The organism is Klebsiella sp. P1954, assembly GCF_018199955.1.
Classification (GTDB): domain Bacteria; phylum Pseudomonadota; class Gammaproteobacteria; order Enterobacterales; family Enterobacteriaceae; genus Klebsiella; species Klebsiella pneumoniae.
Map to the genome: position 1 here is coordinate 389,259 of NZ_CP073373.1, position 13,844 is coordinate 403,102.

Annotated in this window: 14 protein-coding genes; 6 read left to right on the plus strand and 8 right to left on the minus strand. The window is 59.5% G+C overall.

What is annotated here, in order from left to right; genetic code table 11:
• Window positions 1-77: 77 nt before the first annotated feature.
• From KB890_RS01970 to sad, 3 genes are all read right to left on the minus strand, one after another.
• Entirely contained in the window at window positions 78-446 is a 369-nt protein-coding gene (locus tag KB890_RS01970; RefSeq protein ID WP_002904598.1) for a DUF4186 domain-containing protein, read from the minus strand.
• On the minus strand, window positions 446-1,372 hold the full coding sequence (gene glsB, locus KB890_RS01975) for a glutaminase B (protein WP_004179782.1): 927 nt from the start codon (window positions 1,370-1,372) through the stop codon (window positions 446-448). The genes KB890_RS01970 and glsB overlap by 1 nt, the downstream gene beginning before the upstream one ends.
• 80 nt (window positions 1,373-1,452) lie before the next feature.
• Entirely contained in the window at window positions 1,453-2,841 is a 1,389-nt protein-coding gene (gene sad / locus KB890_RS01980; protein ID WP_004179780.1) for a succinate-semialdehyde dehydrogenase, read from the minus strand.
• Between the two features lie 101 nt (window positions 2,842-2,942).
• Here sad and ptrR point away from each other — a divergent pair, with 101 nt between their 5' ends.
• Window positions 2,943-3,821: a putrescine utilization regulator PtrR gene (ptrR, locus tag KB890_RS01985; RefSeq protein WP_004143535.1), complete on the plus strand. Its 879-nt coding sequence runs from the start codon at window positions 2,943-2,945 to the stop codon at window positions 3,819-3,821.
• Here ptrR and KB890_RS01990 read toward each other — a convergent pair.
• A complete protein-coding gene (locus KB890_RS01990; protein WP_002904493.1) occupies window positions 3,775-4,257 on the minus strand; it encodes a GNAT family N-acetyltransferase in 483 nt (160 codons plus the stop codon). The genes ptrR and KB890_RS01990 overlap by 47 nt on opposite strands.
• Window positions 4,258-4,401: 144 nt before the next feature.
• Here KB890_RS01990 and KB890_RS01995 point away from each other — a divergent pair, with 144 nt between their 5' ends.
• Window positions 4,402-5,346 (plus strand): L-lactate dehydrogenase, encoded by a 945-nt coding sequence (locus KB890_RS01995; protein ID WP_002904491.1) that lies wholly within the window; start codon window positions 4,402-4,404, stop codon window positions 5,344-5,346.
• Window positions 5,347-5,360: 14 nt separating this feature from the next.
• On the opposite strand, the gene KB890_RS02000 is transcribed toward KB890_RS01995, so the two are convergent.
• From KB890_RS02000 to dtnK, 3 genes are read right to left on the minus strand one after another with little or no spacing between them, the layout of a single operon-like run.
• Window positions 5,361-6,122 (minus strand): DeoR/GlpR family DNA-binding transcription regulator, encoded by a 762-nt coding sequence (locus KB890_RS02000; protein WP_002904489.1) that lies wholly within the window; start codon window positions 6,120-6,122, stop codon window positions 5,361-5,363.
• Between the two features lies 1 nt (window position 6,123).
• Window positions 6,124-7,110, minus strand: a complete 987-nt coding sequence (locus tag KB890_RS02005; RefSeq protein ID WP_004151623.1) for a D-threonate 4-phosphate dehydrogenase — start codon at window positions 7,108-7,110, stop codon at window positions 6,124-6,126.
• Complete coding sequence (gene dtnK, locus KB890_RS02010) at window positions 7,103-8,338, minus strand: D-threonate kinase (protein ID WP_004179776.1); 1,236 nt, start codon at window positions 8,336-8,338, stop codon at window positions 7,103-7,105. Before dtnK ends, KB890_RS02005 begins: the two co-directional genes overlap by 8 nt.
• Before the next feature lie 174 nt (window positions 8,339-8,512).
• Here dtnK and KB890_RS02015 point away from each other — a divergent pair, with 174 nt between their 5' ends.
• From KB890_RS02015 to KB890_RS02030, 4 genes are all read left to right on the plus strand, one after another.
• The gene (locus tag KB890_RS02015; RefSeq protein ID WP_004179774.1) at window positions 8,513-9,661 is read left to right on the plus strand and encodes an iron-containing alcohol dehydrogenase; all 1,149 of its coding nucleotides are present in this window, start codon (window positions 8,513-8,515) and stop codon (window positions 9,659-9,661) included.
• 14 nt (window positions 9,662-9,675) lie between these two features.
• Window positions 9,676-10,560, plus strand: a complete 885-nt coding sequence (locus KB890_RS02020) for a dihydrodipicolinate synthase family protein (RefSeq protein WP_004179772.1) — start codon at window positions 9,676-9,678, stop codon at window positions 10,558-10,560.
• Between the two features lie 85 nt (window positions 10,561-10,645).
• Window positions 10,646-11,596 carry a phosphoglycerate dehydrogenase gene (locus KB890_RS02025; protein ID WP_004179770.1) on the plus strand — a complete coding sequence of 317 codons (951 nt, stop codon included), beginning with the start codon at window positions 10,646-10,648 and terminating at the stop codon, window positions 11,594-11,596.
• 63 nt (window positions 11,597-11,659) lie between these two features.
• Window positions 11,660-12,979, plus strand: coding sequence for an MFS transporter (locus KB890_RS02030; RefSeq protein WP_004179768.1), 1,320 nt, complete (start codon window positions 11,660-11,662; stop codon window positions 12,977-12,979).
• A gap of 45 nt (window positions 12,980-13,024) precedes the next feature.
• Here the strand turns inward: KB890_RS02030 and KB890_RS02035 are convergent, their stop codons facing one another.
• Window positions 13,025-13,819, minus strand: coding sequence for a PhzF family phenazine biosynthesis protein (locus KB890_RS02035; protein WP_004179766.1), 795 nt, complete (start codon window positions 13,817-13,819; stop codon window positions 13,025-13,027).
• Between the last annotated feature and the right edge of the window lie 25 nt (window positions 13,820-13,844).

Here is a 13,844-nt window from a genome sequence, read left to right on the forward strand (position 1 = left end):
ATGTTAATAGTTAGTTAGCGGATTATCATAACATGAGAATATTTATCAGGCATACTCCGGCGCCGATCAAATGCAAATTAGCGCACAGACGGCGCATTCATTTGTAGCACCAGCCAGCGGTGGATGACCTGCACGATATAGTCCTGCTCCGGCTCGCTCAGCGCGCGGCCGTGGGGAATGGCATGCCATTTTTCCAGGCAGCCGCGACAGCAGGTAGCGGTCGCGTGCTGGGCGATAAACACCGGGTGACCGCGCATCGGCGTCTGCTTGCCATCATTGATCGGCGCAGCGGGCGCCAGCCGCTGGCGAATAAAGTCTGCGGCATGCCGATCGATGACCTCCGGTCCCTTATCGAGACAATATTGCCGCTCTTTCCCCCCCAGACGGAAGCGTGAGCGAAACGTCGAGCGCGCCAGGCGCGCAAACAAGCGATCCTGATCGACCATCAGAACACCGACCTCCCCATCCGCTGAGTCAGTTTTTCCAGCATCGCCACGCCGGCCAGCGAGTTCCCGGCGTCGTCAAGCTCCGGGCTCCACACGGCGATCGCCATCTCCTGCGGGACAATCGCCACGATCCCGCCGCCGACGCCTGATTTCGCCGGCAGGCCAACGCGCCAGGCGAATTCACCAGCATTCTGGTACATGCCGCTGGTCATCATCAGGGCATTCACCTGGCGGGACTGGATGGGCGCAATAACCGGCGCGTCGAGATGCGGGGCAATGCCGCGGTCGGCGAGAAACAGAAAGGTTCGCGCCAGCTCAACGCAGCTCATCTCCAGCGAACAGTAGTGGAAATAGTTCTGCAGCACGGTGGCGACGTCGTTATGGAAGTTACCAAAGGATTTCATCAGCCAGGCGATGGCGGCGTTGCGCGCCGAATGCTCAAACTCTGAGCGAGCCACCACCGGATCGTAGGCGATATCGGCCACGCCGCTCAGACGGCGGACAATCTCCAGCATCCGCTGACGCGGGGCGCTGAGCCGGCTCTGCAGCATGTCGCAGACCACCAATGCCCCGGCGTTGATAAACGGGTTGCGCGGTTTGCCCTGCTCGATCTCCAGCTGCAGAAGCGAGTTAAAGGGCTGGCCGGAAGGATCTTTCCCCACCCGCTGCCAGATCTCCTCCTCCTGATAGTGGTTCATGGCCACCACCAGGCTCAATACCTTGGAGATTGACTGGATGGAAAAACGTTCATGGGCATCGCCAGCGGCAAAGTGCTGACCGTCCACCGTACTGATCGCGATACCAAGCTTGTCGCCGCTGACGCTGGCCAGCGCCGGAATATAATCCGCCACTTTTCCGCGGCCAATCAGCGGCCTGATTTCTGCCAGAATGGCTTCCAGCATTGCATTATTGATTACCGTCGCCACACGCGGCTCCTTGCCCACCATCAAAATTCGGTGGGCGAGTATAGCAGACGTGGACGACGGTCGTCAGGGGCTAACGTTGATTAGCGACGGTCTTTCCAGACGGTCTGCGCATTACAGAACTCGTGCAGGCCAAAATGCGACAGCTCGCGGCCAAAACCGCTCTTCTTCACGCCGCCGAAGGCCACGCGGGCGTCGCTGGCGCAGTAGCCATTGAGGAAGACGCCGCCGCACTCCAGCTCGCGGGCAAAGCGCTGGGCCTGCGCCTCGTCGGTGGTATAGACCGTGGCGGACAGCCCAAACTCGCTGTCGTTGGCGAGGGCCAGTGCATGGTCAGCGTCGCGAGCGGTGGTCAGGGTTGCTACCGGACCAAACAGCTCCTGACGAAAGCCGGTCATCCCGGCGGTGACGTTGCCCAGCACCGTTGGCGCATAGTAGTTGCCCGCCCCTTCGATTTTTTCCGCGCCCAGCAGCAGAGTCGCTCCTTCATCAAGGGTCGCCGTTACCTGCTGGTGCAGTTCATCGCGTAAATCGAACCGCGCCATCGGTCCGACGTAGTTTTGCTCATCGCGCGGGTCGCCCATCTTCAGCGCTGCCACGGCGTCGACAAATTTGCGGGTGAAGGCCTCGGCAATGCCGGCTTCGAGAATAAAGCGTTTCGAGGCGGCGCACACCTGGCCGCTGTTCTGATAGCGGCCGGTGACGGCGGCTTTCACCGCTTCATCGAGATCGGCATCGTTGAGCACGATAAAGGGATCGGATCCTCCCAGCTCAAGCACGCATTTCTTCAGCGCCGCGCCCGCCTGGGCGCCAATCGCCTTCCCGGCGCGGACGCTGCCGGTGACGGTCACCGCCGCGATGCGGTCGTCATTGATAATCTGCGAAACGCCGTCATTGGTGGCGTTCACCCAACCAAATACACCATCCGGCAGGCCGGCGGCGGCAAAAATCTCGCCCAGCAGACGGGCGCTGCCCATCACGTTCGGGGCATGCTTCAGCAGATAGCTGTTGCCGGCCAGCAGGATCGGCACCGCGCCGCGCATCACCTGCCAGACCGGGAAGTTCCACGGCATGACCGCCAGTATGGCGCCCAGCGGCCGATACTCAATCACCGCCTGGTTATTTTCCACCAGGGTAGCTTCCGTCGCCAGCATCGCCGGGCCGTGTTCAGCGTACCAGTCGCAGAGGTTGGCCGATTTCGCCACCTCGCCGCGCGCCTGAGCGATCGGCTTGCCCATCTCAAGGGTGATCATCTGGGCCACCTCTTCGCCACGGGCGCGCAGCGCGGCCCCGATGCGGCGCAGGGCGTCGGCGCGGTCGGCAAGCGGCGTCTGACGCCACTGGCGATAGCCCGCCGCGGCGAGCGCGATCGCCGCGTCGACCTCGCGTTCGCTGGCCCACGGCAGCGAGGAGACCACCTCACCGGTAGTCGGATTGACGGAGACGGCGTGCGTTGCAGATAAATTCATCATTATTCTCTCTCGTTGCTTGCGAAGTGTCCGTATTCTGGCTTACCTTTCCATTCATTGAAAATGAATAATATTAAGCAACACATTCACAAAAGAAGAATATCATGGACCTGACTCAGCTAGAGATGTTTAACGCTGTCGCCAGCACCGGCAGCATTACCCAGGCGGCGCAGAGAGTGCATCGCGTGCCGTCCAACCTCACCACCCGCATCCGCCAGCTGGAGGCCGACCTCGGCGTTGAGCTGTTTATCCGCGAGAACCAGCGCCTGCGCCTGTCGCCTGCGGGACACAGCTTTTTGCGCTATAGCCAGCAGATCCTCGCCCTGGTGGACGAGGCGCGAATGGTGGTGGCGGGCGACGAACCCCAGGGGCTGTTTTCACTTGGTTCGCTGGAGAGCACCGCGGCGGTACGGATCCCCAGCACTCTGGCCCACTTTAATCAGCGCTACCCGAAAATTCATCTGGCGCTCTCAACCGGCCCTTCCGGGACGATGATCGACGGCGTACTGGAGGGCGCCCTGAGCGCCGCGTTTGTCGACGGCCCGCTGGTGCATCCGGGCCTGGAGGGGCTGCCGGTGTTCCCTGAAGAGATGATGATCGTCGCCCCCTACGGCCACGCACCCATCACCCGCGCCAGCGAAGTGAACGGGGCCAACGTCTACGCCTTTCGCGCCAACTGTTCCTATCGCCGGCATTTTGAGAGCTGGTTTCATGCCGACAGAGCGACCCCGGGCAGGATCCACGAGATGGAGTCTTACCACGGGATGCTGGCCTGCGTCATCGCCGGCGCCGGCCTGGCGTTGATCCCGCGCAGCATGCTGGAGAGTATGCCCGGCCATCAGCAGGTTTCCGCCTGGCCGCTGGCCGAAGAATGGCGCTGGCTCACCACCTGGCTGGTGTGGCGCCGGGGCGCCAAAACCCGCCAACTGGAGGCGTTTATAGCGCTGCTGAACGAAGATCGGCAAACAGTGGTTTCTCCATAAACACGCTGAGCGGATCGGGTTGATACGGCGCAAACGCGCAGCGGGTCTGGTAGCCGTTGCGCGTGTAGAGGGCGATGGCCGCATGCTGATGGATACCGGTCTCCAGGCGCAGGGTATGGCAGTCGCGCTGACGCGCTTTCGCTTCCAGCGCCGCCAGCAGCTTTTCTCCCAGCTGCTGGCCGCGGTGCTGGGGATCGATATAGACCCGCTTCATCTCGCCAAAGCCTTCCTCACTGAGGACAATAGCCCCGCAGCCAACGGCCTCGCCCTGCGGGCTGCGGATCGCCAGGGCGATGACCGTCTGCGGCGGCAGCTGGCTAAGGTCCAGCAGGTGGTTGCTCTCCGCCGGGTAGAGGGTCTCCTGCCAGGCGTCGAGGGCGGCAATCAGGGCGATAAATTCGGCGTCGGTAGGGGCGATGTCGGTGATGGTGTACATAGGTGAGCTCCTTTTTTACCCCACTGTAGCGCGGCCGGCGGCTTTTCCCGACATAGCATTAACTTATATTGCCGCCCGCCTATTGCGCTAACCCACTGAAACACAGTAATTTTATCCCCTGCCGTTCGTACTTGAGATCTGAATATGCACACCAAAGCCCGTAAAGTGATGATTATTGGCGCCGGCAATGTCGGCGCGTCGGCGGCCTACGCCCTGCTCAACCAGAGCATTTGCGAGGAGCTGATCCTCGTCGACCTTAACCAACAGCGCGCTGAGGCCCACGCTCAGGACCTGAGCGACGCCGCGGCCTACCTGCCGGGGATGATGACCATCTCCACCCGCGAGGCCAGCGACTGCGCCGATGTCGATATCGCGGTGATCACCGTCTCCGGCGGCGCGCTGCGCCCCGGCCAGAGCCGGCTGGATGAACTGACCTCCACCGCGAAGATTGTGAAGAGCATTGTGCCGACGATGATGGCCAACGGATTTAACGGCATCTTTCTGGTGGCCACCAACCCCTGCGACATCATCACCTGGCAGGTATGGCAGCTTTCCGGCCTGCCGCGCAGCCAGGTGCTGGGCACCGGCGTCTGGCTGGATACCACCCGCCTGCGTCGCCTGCTGGCGCAGGAACTGGAGATTGGCGCCCAGAGCATCGACGCCTTTATCCTCGGCGAGCATGGCGATACCCAGTTTCCGGTGTGGTCGCACTCCTCGGTATATGGCACGCCAATCGCCGACCTCTACCAGCAGCGCACCGGCCTGCCGCTCGATCGCGAGGCGATGGCTGACAAAGTGCGCAAGCTGGGATTTGAGATCTACGCGGGTAAAGGCTGCACCGAATATGGCGTGGCAGGGACCATCGCCGAGATCTGCCGCAATATCTTCACCGGCAGCCACCGCGCGCTGGCGGTCTCCTGCATTCTTGACGGCGAGTACGGGGTCAGCGGCGCGGCGGCTGGGGTGCCGGCGGTGCTGGCCCAGGGTGGCGTGAAGCAGATCATTGAACTGCAGCTGGCCGGCGAAGAGCAGGCGAAGTTCAGCCAGTCGATCGCGGTGATCAAGGCCAATATCGCCCGTCTGCCCTGACGGCAGCCTGCGAGTCAGTCGGCAATGATCAGCTGCGGGGAAAGGGTCTCCAGCGCCTCGCGGGTTTTATCCGGCAGGTGGGCGTCGGTGACGATATCGGTCAACGACGCCAGCGGAGCGATGTTGAACAGTGACCAGGCGCCGTATTTGGAGCTGTCCGCCAGCAGGATACGCCGCCGGGCATTGGCCATCAGATCGCGCTTCAGGGCGGCCTTTTCCTCCGTCGGGGCGGTGATCCCCTTCTCAAGGTCCCAGCCGTTGCAGCTGACGAAGGCGAGATCGGGCCAGATGGTCTGCAGCAGGCGGCGGCCGTGATCGCCGATGCACGACTGGCTGCTGTCATCGATGCGCCCGCCGATAATCGTCACTTCGATCTGCTTAAATTCCGATAGGAACAGCGCGATATGTAAATCGCTGGTGATCACCCGCAGCGGCAGATGGGTGATCTGCCGCGCCAGCTCAATCATGGTGGTGCCGGCGTCAAGCACAATGGCGTCGCCGGCTTTCACCAGCGCTGCCGCCGCACTGGCGATAGCCTGCTTCTCAAGCGGACTGCGCTGGGCTTTCTCCAGCGTCGTCGGCTGGGAAGGAATAAACCGGTTCAGCGTCACCCCGCCGTGCGTTCGGCTGATCACCCCTTCCTGATCGAGTTTGATCAGGTCGCGGCGAATGGTGGCCGGCGAGGCGTTGGTCGCCGCCACCAGCTGGTCGACTGTCACCAGATTATGGCTTTTCAGGAAGTCCATAATCTGCTCTAACCGGTTATATCCCTTCATGTTATTCCTGCGCGATGTGCATGGCGAGCTCAATGGAGGTTGCCATGCTCTCAGACTTCGCTTTACCTGTCCAGGCAATATCAAACGCAGTGCCATGATCCGCGGAGGTACGGATAAACGGCAGCCCGGCGGTAATATTCACCCCGTCATAGAATCCCAGCAGCTTCAGCGGAATATGCCCCTGGTCGTGATACATCGCCACTACCATGTCGTACATGCCTTCGTGACACTGCATAAACACCGTGTCCGGCGGACAGGGGCCGGTCACCTCCACTCCCTTCGCCCGCATGGCGGCGACCGCCGGGGCGACGATACGGATCTCTTCATCGCCAAACAGGCCGTTCTCCCCGGCGTGCGGGTTAACGCCGGCGACCGCGATGCGCGGACGCGGATAGCCGACGCGGCGCAGAAAGCGATCCGCCACGCCAATCACCGTCTCAATCCGCGGCTGGTTGAGGGTATCGAGGAACTGGCGCAAGGAAATATGGGTAGTGATATGGATAACCTTAAGCTTCTCGGTATAGAGCACCATGGCGTAATCGGTAGTCTGCGTCAGGTGGGCCAGCAGTTCGGTATGGCCGGGATAAGCGTGCCCGGCGAGATGCAGCGCCTCTTTATTCAGCGGCGCGGTAGCGATGGCCGCGACCGCGCCCTCCAGCGCCAGCGCGGTCGCCCGCCTGATGCAGCGAAACGCGAGATCCCCTGCCTGGGCCTGGACTTCGCCAGGGCGCAGCCCCTGCGGGTCGCTGAGTGGTTCATCAATGACGTTGATGGTCGCTGGGGAAAAACTCGCCTCGGCGGGATGGTCAATAATGCGCAGCTCCGCCCGCGGTGTGATATTTAGCGCCAGGATCCGCCGCAGCGTCTGCGCGCAGCCCACCACCACCACCGGCGCGCCGCTCAGCGCCCCCTCGGCGAGGGATTTGATAATAATCTCCGGACCAATCCCTGCCGGGTCGCCCATTGTCACTGCAATCATCTTAGACACTCAGTTTCTCCTCAATAAAATTCACAACATGTAACAGCGTGGTGTCGGTGCCGAATCCTCCGGCTTTGGTCATCACCGGCCGCGACCAGCGGCCGCCGAGAAAATGCCCGTATGGAACGCACTCCGCCACCCGGCCGCGGATCTGAAACCCTGTGGCGCCGAGCGCGTGCGCGACGGCGATGGCTACATCGCCGCCAGAGAGGTACAGGGCGCCCGGTGGGCACAGCGCCACCACCAGTGCCGTGACGTCGGCAAGCCAGGCGCAGATGTGCTCCCCGTAGGCGGCGCGGCTGAGACCGCGTTCACGGCACCGGGCTTCAATCCCGTGCCGGGCGGCGTGATTCGGGCGGGTGGTCACCACGCAGTGCTGGCCCTCACGCAGCGCCCCGGCGATCCGTGAAGCTTCCTCCTTTGGCGATCCGCTAAAGGCCTGTTCGACATCAATTTCAATCACCCGTACTCGGGAATGGACCTGCAGCGCAGCAACCTGGCGCTGCGCCATCTCGCTCATCGAACCGACCACCGCCAGCAGCGGGCCCTGCTCGCTGCGGCGCAGGCGGCGAGCCAGCGCCTCGCAGAGACCCGCCGAGCCGACCAGCAGGGTCTCCCGCGCATGGGGCGCAACGGCGTCGATCACCTGGTCCAGATGGCTGTCTTCCCAGGCGTCGACAATCAACACTCGCTTCTCCTCGCCCGCCGTCGCTAATGCCGCCGGAAGCTGGCCAGCGTTCAAGGTCAGACAGGGAAGACGGCTCTGCATGGCGATAATTTCGCTAATCTCCGCCCGGCTCACCGGCGTTTTCGGATCGCTGGCAAATTCGGTCTGATCGAGGGGCACACCATGCACATAGCAGCGCCCGTCCCGGGTATGCCGCCCGGCTGCCGGATAAGCCGGGGCCACCACCGCCATCCGGCAGCCTTGCGCCGCCATCATTGCCTCCAGTTCGCCGCCGGGATTACCGCGCAGCGTGGAGTCAATCTTCTTTACCTGCCAGTGCGGGACGAATGTCGCCGCGCCGCGCAGCAGAGCGGCGACCTTGTCCGCCGCCGCCGCGGCGCTCATCGCCCGGCTGTCGCTGTTGAGAATTAATGCCCGGGCGGTTGATGGCTGTCCGGCGGTGAAGGCCACTTCCACCGACATACCCGCCTCCGCCAGGCTGACCCCGGCGTCATTGGCCCCGGTAAAGTCATCCGCCAGCACCAGCACTCTGTTATTGCCGTCGTTCATTGTCCTGCCTTGTAGTCGATAAAATCTTAAATTGATTATATTCAATCATATTTGATTAAATGTGAGCAAGCTCAAGTTATTAAGCTGCCGTATAAATTATAACTTTTCCCCATCAGACGAGTGGCAAGATTTATGAATGATTGAATTCAATCAATTACTACCAAGGAGAAACGCGTGGCGACGATACACAGCACAATCATCAGCGGGGCTGGCGCCTCATCGGCCCTGCTCCCGCTGCTGGCCGGTAAAACCTCAATCCTGCTGGTGACCGACAAGAACGTCGGGGCGCTGGAGGCAACCCAGGCGATTCATCGCCTGCTGGCGGCTGAAGGACGTGAAGTTGAGGTCATTGACAGCGTGCCAGCTGAGCCCAACCATCACGATGTTACGCAGATCGTCAGCCAGCTGGGCGCCAGCCAGCCGCAGATGGTCGTTGGTATCGGCGGGGGGAGCGTACTGGATGTAGCAAAACTGCTGTCAGTACTTCTGCACCCTGAGGCGCCCTCGCTGACGTCCCTGCTGGCAGGCGAGCAGCCGCAACGACGAATTTGCTCATTGTTAATCCCGGCCACCGCGGGCACCGGATCCGAAGCGACGCCGAACGCCATTCTGGCGATCCCCGAGCAGCAGACGAAGGTGGGGATCATCTCCCCGGTGCTGCTTCCGGACTATGTCGCCCTGCTGCCGGAGCTGACCACCAGCATGCCGCCCAGCATCGCGGCGTCGACCGGAATCGATGCTCTGTGTCATCTGCTGGAGTGCTTTACCTCCACCGTCGCCAACCCGGTGAGCGATAACGCGGCGTTAATCGGTTTACACAAGCTGGTACGCCATATCGAGCGTTCGGTAAATCAGCCGCAGGATCTGACGGCGAAGCTGGAGATGCTCTGGGCCTCGTGGTACGGCGGCGCAGCGATCAACTATGCCGGCACTCACCTGGTGCATGCGCTCTCCTATCCGCTTGGCGGTACCTGGCACCTGCCGCACGGGGTGGCCAACGCCATTCTGCTGGCGCCCTGCATGCGGGTGGTCCGCCCTCACGCGGTGGCGAAGTTCGCTCAAGTCTGGGACCTGATCCCCGATGCAGATCGCACGCTCAGCGCGGAAGAGAAATCCCATGCGCTGGTCGCATGGCTGGCGGCGCTGGTCAAACGACTGCCGCTGCCGGACAACCTGGCCGCGCTAGGCGTGCCTCAGGAGAGTATTTCCGCCCTCAGCGCAGCGGCGCAAAACGTCAAACGCCTGATGAACAATGCCCCATGCAGCGTCAGCCGCGAAGAGATCGCGGCCATCTACCAAACGCTGTATCCAGAACATGCCTAACAGGAGAAAGTTAAATGAGGAAAGCTATTAGCGGCGTACTCACCGCCATTGTCACTCCCTTTACCGCCGAGGGAGCGCTTAACCTGCCGGCGCTACGCCAGCAGGTGCAGCGCCAGCTCGCCGCAGGCAACGGTATTTTCTGCGGCGGCACCAACGGCGAGTTTTTTGTCCTCAATGAGGAAGAGAAGATCGCCGTCGCCAGAACCTGCGTGGAAGAGGCGGCCGGTCGCGCGCCGGTGGTGGCCCATATTGGGGAGGTTTCCACCCGGGAGACGCGCCGGCTGGGCCAGCAGATCGCCCGCCTCGGAGTTGACGCGGTATCGGCCATTACCCCGTGGTTCGTGCCCTTGAAGCAGGAAGAGCTGATTAACCACTATACGGCGATCGCCGACGCGCTGAGCGTCCCGCTCTTTCTTTACAACATTCCCGCCCGCACCGGGAACACTATTGCCCCGGAGACCGCGCGCCAGCTGGCCCGCCACGAGAATATCGTCGGCATTAAGGATAGCGCCGGCAGCTACGACAGCCTGAAAGGCTTTCTCGACGCGGTGCGCGATATCGACGGTTTCGACGTTCTGAACGGGCCGGACTCGCTTATCCATCAGGGATTTGTCGACGGCTGCTCGGCCTGCATCTCGGGGCTTGCCAACGTCGCCCCCGCTGAAATTAACGCCATCTGGTCGCGCTTTCACGCCGGGGATATCGCCGGATCGCGCCAGGCCCAGGAGCAGGTAACGGGCCTGCGCACCGATCTGTATAAAGTGGCGTTCTCGCCTGCGGCGGTGAAGAAAGCCCTGCAGCTAATGGGTCACGAGGTGGGCGACAGCCGCTACGCGGTGCAGTTTAGTGACCACCAGCTGCAGCAGATTAAAAATATCATTAACACCTACCTTCACTAATTTACGTATCCGCCCCGGCCATCACTGGCTGGGGCAAGGTCTTGTATTTGCGACGCTCATTGTCGCCAGTAAACAGGAAACGGTTATGAAAGTAATTTGCACCTCGCCCTCATTCGCCAAATACGACGATGCGCCCATTTCGGCACTGAAAGAGGCCGATCTTGAACTGGTCATGTTGCCTGCCGATGCCTCTATAGAGATGCTGGCTCAGCATCTGCCTGATGCCATAGCGATGATTGTCGCCTTCACCGACATCAATGAATCGCTGCTGGCAAAGGCCCCGAGGTTAAAAATTGTCTGCAAACACGGCGTTGGTGTGGATAACATCGATCTTAACGCTACACGTCAGCGCAAAATTTTTGTCACTAACGTTCCTGATGCCAACAAGCATGCGGTGGCCGATTTTGCTTTTGGCTTAATTCTCAATACTGCCCGCCAGATTTATCAGGCAATCAGTGAAACGAAAGCAGGCAACTGGCCTCGTATTTTTGCCACTGATGTATATGGCAAAACCCTGGGGATCGTCGGTTTAGGCCATATCGGTAAGGAAGTGGCGCGACGTGCGCGCGGATTCAATATGCGAGTGCTCGCGACCGACGCCTGGCCAGACAGAGAATTTGCACAACAACACCAGATTGAATATGTCTCACTGGATACCCTGACGGCGCAAAGTGATTTTATTAGCCTGCATACCCCTTTAACCCCGGAAACTGAAAATATGTTTAATGCCGCCCGGCTACAGCAGATGAAATCAGGGGCATTCCTGATCAATGTTTCCAGAGGCGGTATTGTTGATGAACAAGCGTTGTATGAAGCACTAAAATCAGGACACCTCGCCGGAGCCGCAGCTGACGTTTTTCTCGAGGAACCTTGCGCTACGCACCCTTTATTTACCCTGGCGAATTTTGCGCCAACATCTCATATTGCTGGATATACGGATGGCGCAATTAGCAATATTAGCGCGCGCTGCGTCAACAATATTATTACCTGCGTCTGTCGTGGTGAACGACCTGAAAACATTATGAATTCGCTGTAAATAACGAGGTGGGAAGCATGCCATTCCCACCAATATAACGAACATCTACTTAGAGCCGAATATATGAACACGACAGCTAACACTACTCGTATTCGCTGGTGGATAGCCGGGTTAATGTGGTTGGCTATTGCCATCAACTATATCGACCGGACAGTATTATCTGCCGCAGCCCCACATTTAATCGATGAACTGAAACTCGACCCCGAAATGATGGGGTTTATCATGGCGGCTTTTTTTTGGTCATACTCGTTATTACAGATCCCCGCCGGGTGGTTCGCCGATCGTTTTGGTCAGAAAAAAGGTCTTGGTTTAGCCGTCGCCTGGTGGTCAATTGCCACCTCGATGATGGGTGTTGCCACGGGTTTTAAATCACTTCTGGCACTGCGTCTGGCTTTAGGTGTTGGCGAGGCCGCCGCCTACCCCAGCAACGCAGGGATCGCCGCACGCTGGTTTCCGGATAAAGAACGTGCCACCGTATCCGGACTCTTCGATAGTGCGTCAAAATTTGGCGGGGCGATTGCCATGCCGCTTATCGTCTGGATGATCTACACCTTTGACTGGCGACTGACCTTTTTGATTATCGGCAGTGTGGGCATTTTATGGGTTATCGCCTGGTATTTTATCTATGCTGAAAACCCGGAAGAACACAAACGCATCAGTCCTTCAGAAGTGCGTATTATTCGTGATGGCCAAAAACAACATCACGGCGACAAAACTGTATTGCCCATGAAATGGTATAAGCTCTTGCGTTATCGTAACATTTGGGCAATGTGCATCGGCTTTTTTACCATCAATTATACCTCCTATTTTTTTATTACCTGGCTTCCTACTTACCTGGTAAAAGAAAAAGGTATGGATTTTATTAAAATGGGAATGGTAGCCGCTCTGCCTTTATTATGCGGGATGGTGATTGAAGTTTTTGCTGGCTGGGCCTCGGATCGTCTGGTACATAAGAAAGTACTGTCTCTAACAGCGACCCGTAAACTGTTTTTGACTATCGGCTTGCTTATGGCACTTTGTATCGGCTTTGCACCATTTACCGACTCTGTGTTTATGACCGTCTTTCTCTTGTGTGTCGCGAAATCAGGCACGACGGTCGCCGCATCGCAGGTTTGGGCCTTACCGGGTGATGTTGCACCCAAAAATAGCGTCTCAATTGTCGCTGGGCTGCAAAATACGGTTTCGAATATGGGAGGCGCAGTCGGTCCGATCATTACGGGTGCGATCGTTGCTGCGACAGGCTCATTCAACTGGGCACTGATTTTCTCGGCCATTCTTGTCGTTATCGGGATAATCAACTACCTGTTCCTGATGGGTAAAATTGAACCTATCAATGACAAAGGTGGAAAATCACCCGTCCTTAATGCCGCAGAACAACATTAAGTCCAATCCGCCCGGTAGAGGACGCCACCGGGCGTAAACACATTGTTAACCTCGCAGGTAAACCGTTCCGCGCATATAGGTGGTGGCCTGGCCGCTAATCAGCACACGGTCGCCCTGCCACTGGCAGCGCAGGTCGCCGCCGCGAGCGGAGACCTGGCGCGCCATCATGGTGGTTTTCCCCAGCTTTTCGCCCCACCAGGGGATCAGCATGCTATGGGCGGAGCCGGTGACCGGATCTTCCGGCACCCCTTCTCCCGGGCAGAAGAAGCGGCTGACAAAGTCATACTCTTCATCCGGCGCGCTGACGCAGATCATTTTGCCAAGCGTTCGCAGCCGCGCCATATCCGGTCGCACCGCTTCAACCTGCTGGCGATCCGCCAGCACCACCAGATAATCGCGTCCTTCCCGAACTTCAACGGCGGCCTCGAGTCCCAACCCGGTCAGCAGATCCGCCGGCGGGTTTTCCACCGGGGAGGTCGACCACGCCGGGAAATCGAGCGTCAGCCAGTCGCCATTACGGGTGACCCGCAGCTCACCAACAAAACGGGTGCTAAAGAGAATCGTCGCCGAAGGATGGTCGAGATATTCGAAAATAACGTGCGCAGCGGCGAGGGTCGCGTGGCCGCAGAGATTGATCTCAGCGAGTGTGGTAAACCAGCGCAGCTCATAGCCCTCGTCGGTACGGACAAAGAAAGCCGTTTCGGATTGATTATGCTGCTGGGCCATTTTCAGGAGCACATCGTCGGCTAACCACTCGCTGAGCGGGCAGACGGCCGCGGCATTGCCGCCAAAGTTTTTATCGCTGAAAGCATCGACCAGATAAAATTGAATTTCCTGCATACCCTGTCCTTACTTTTTTTACTTT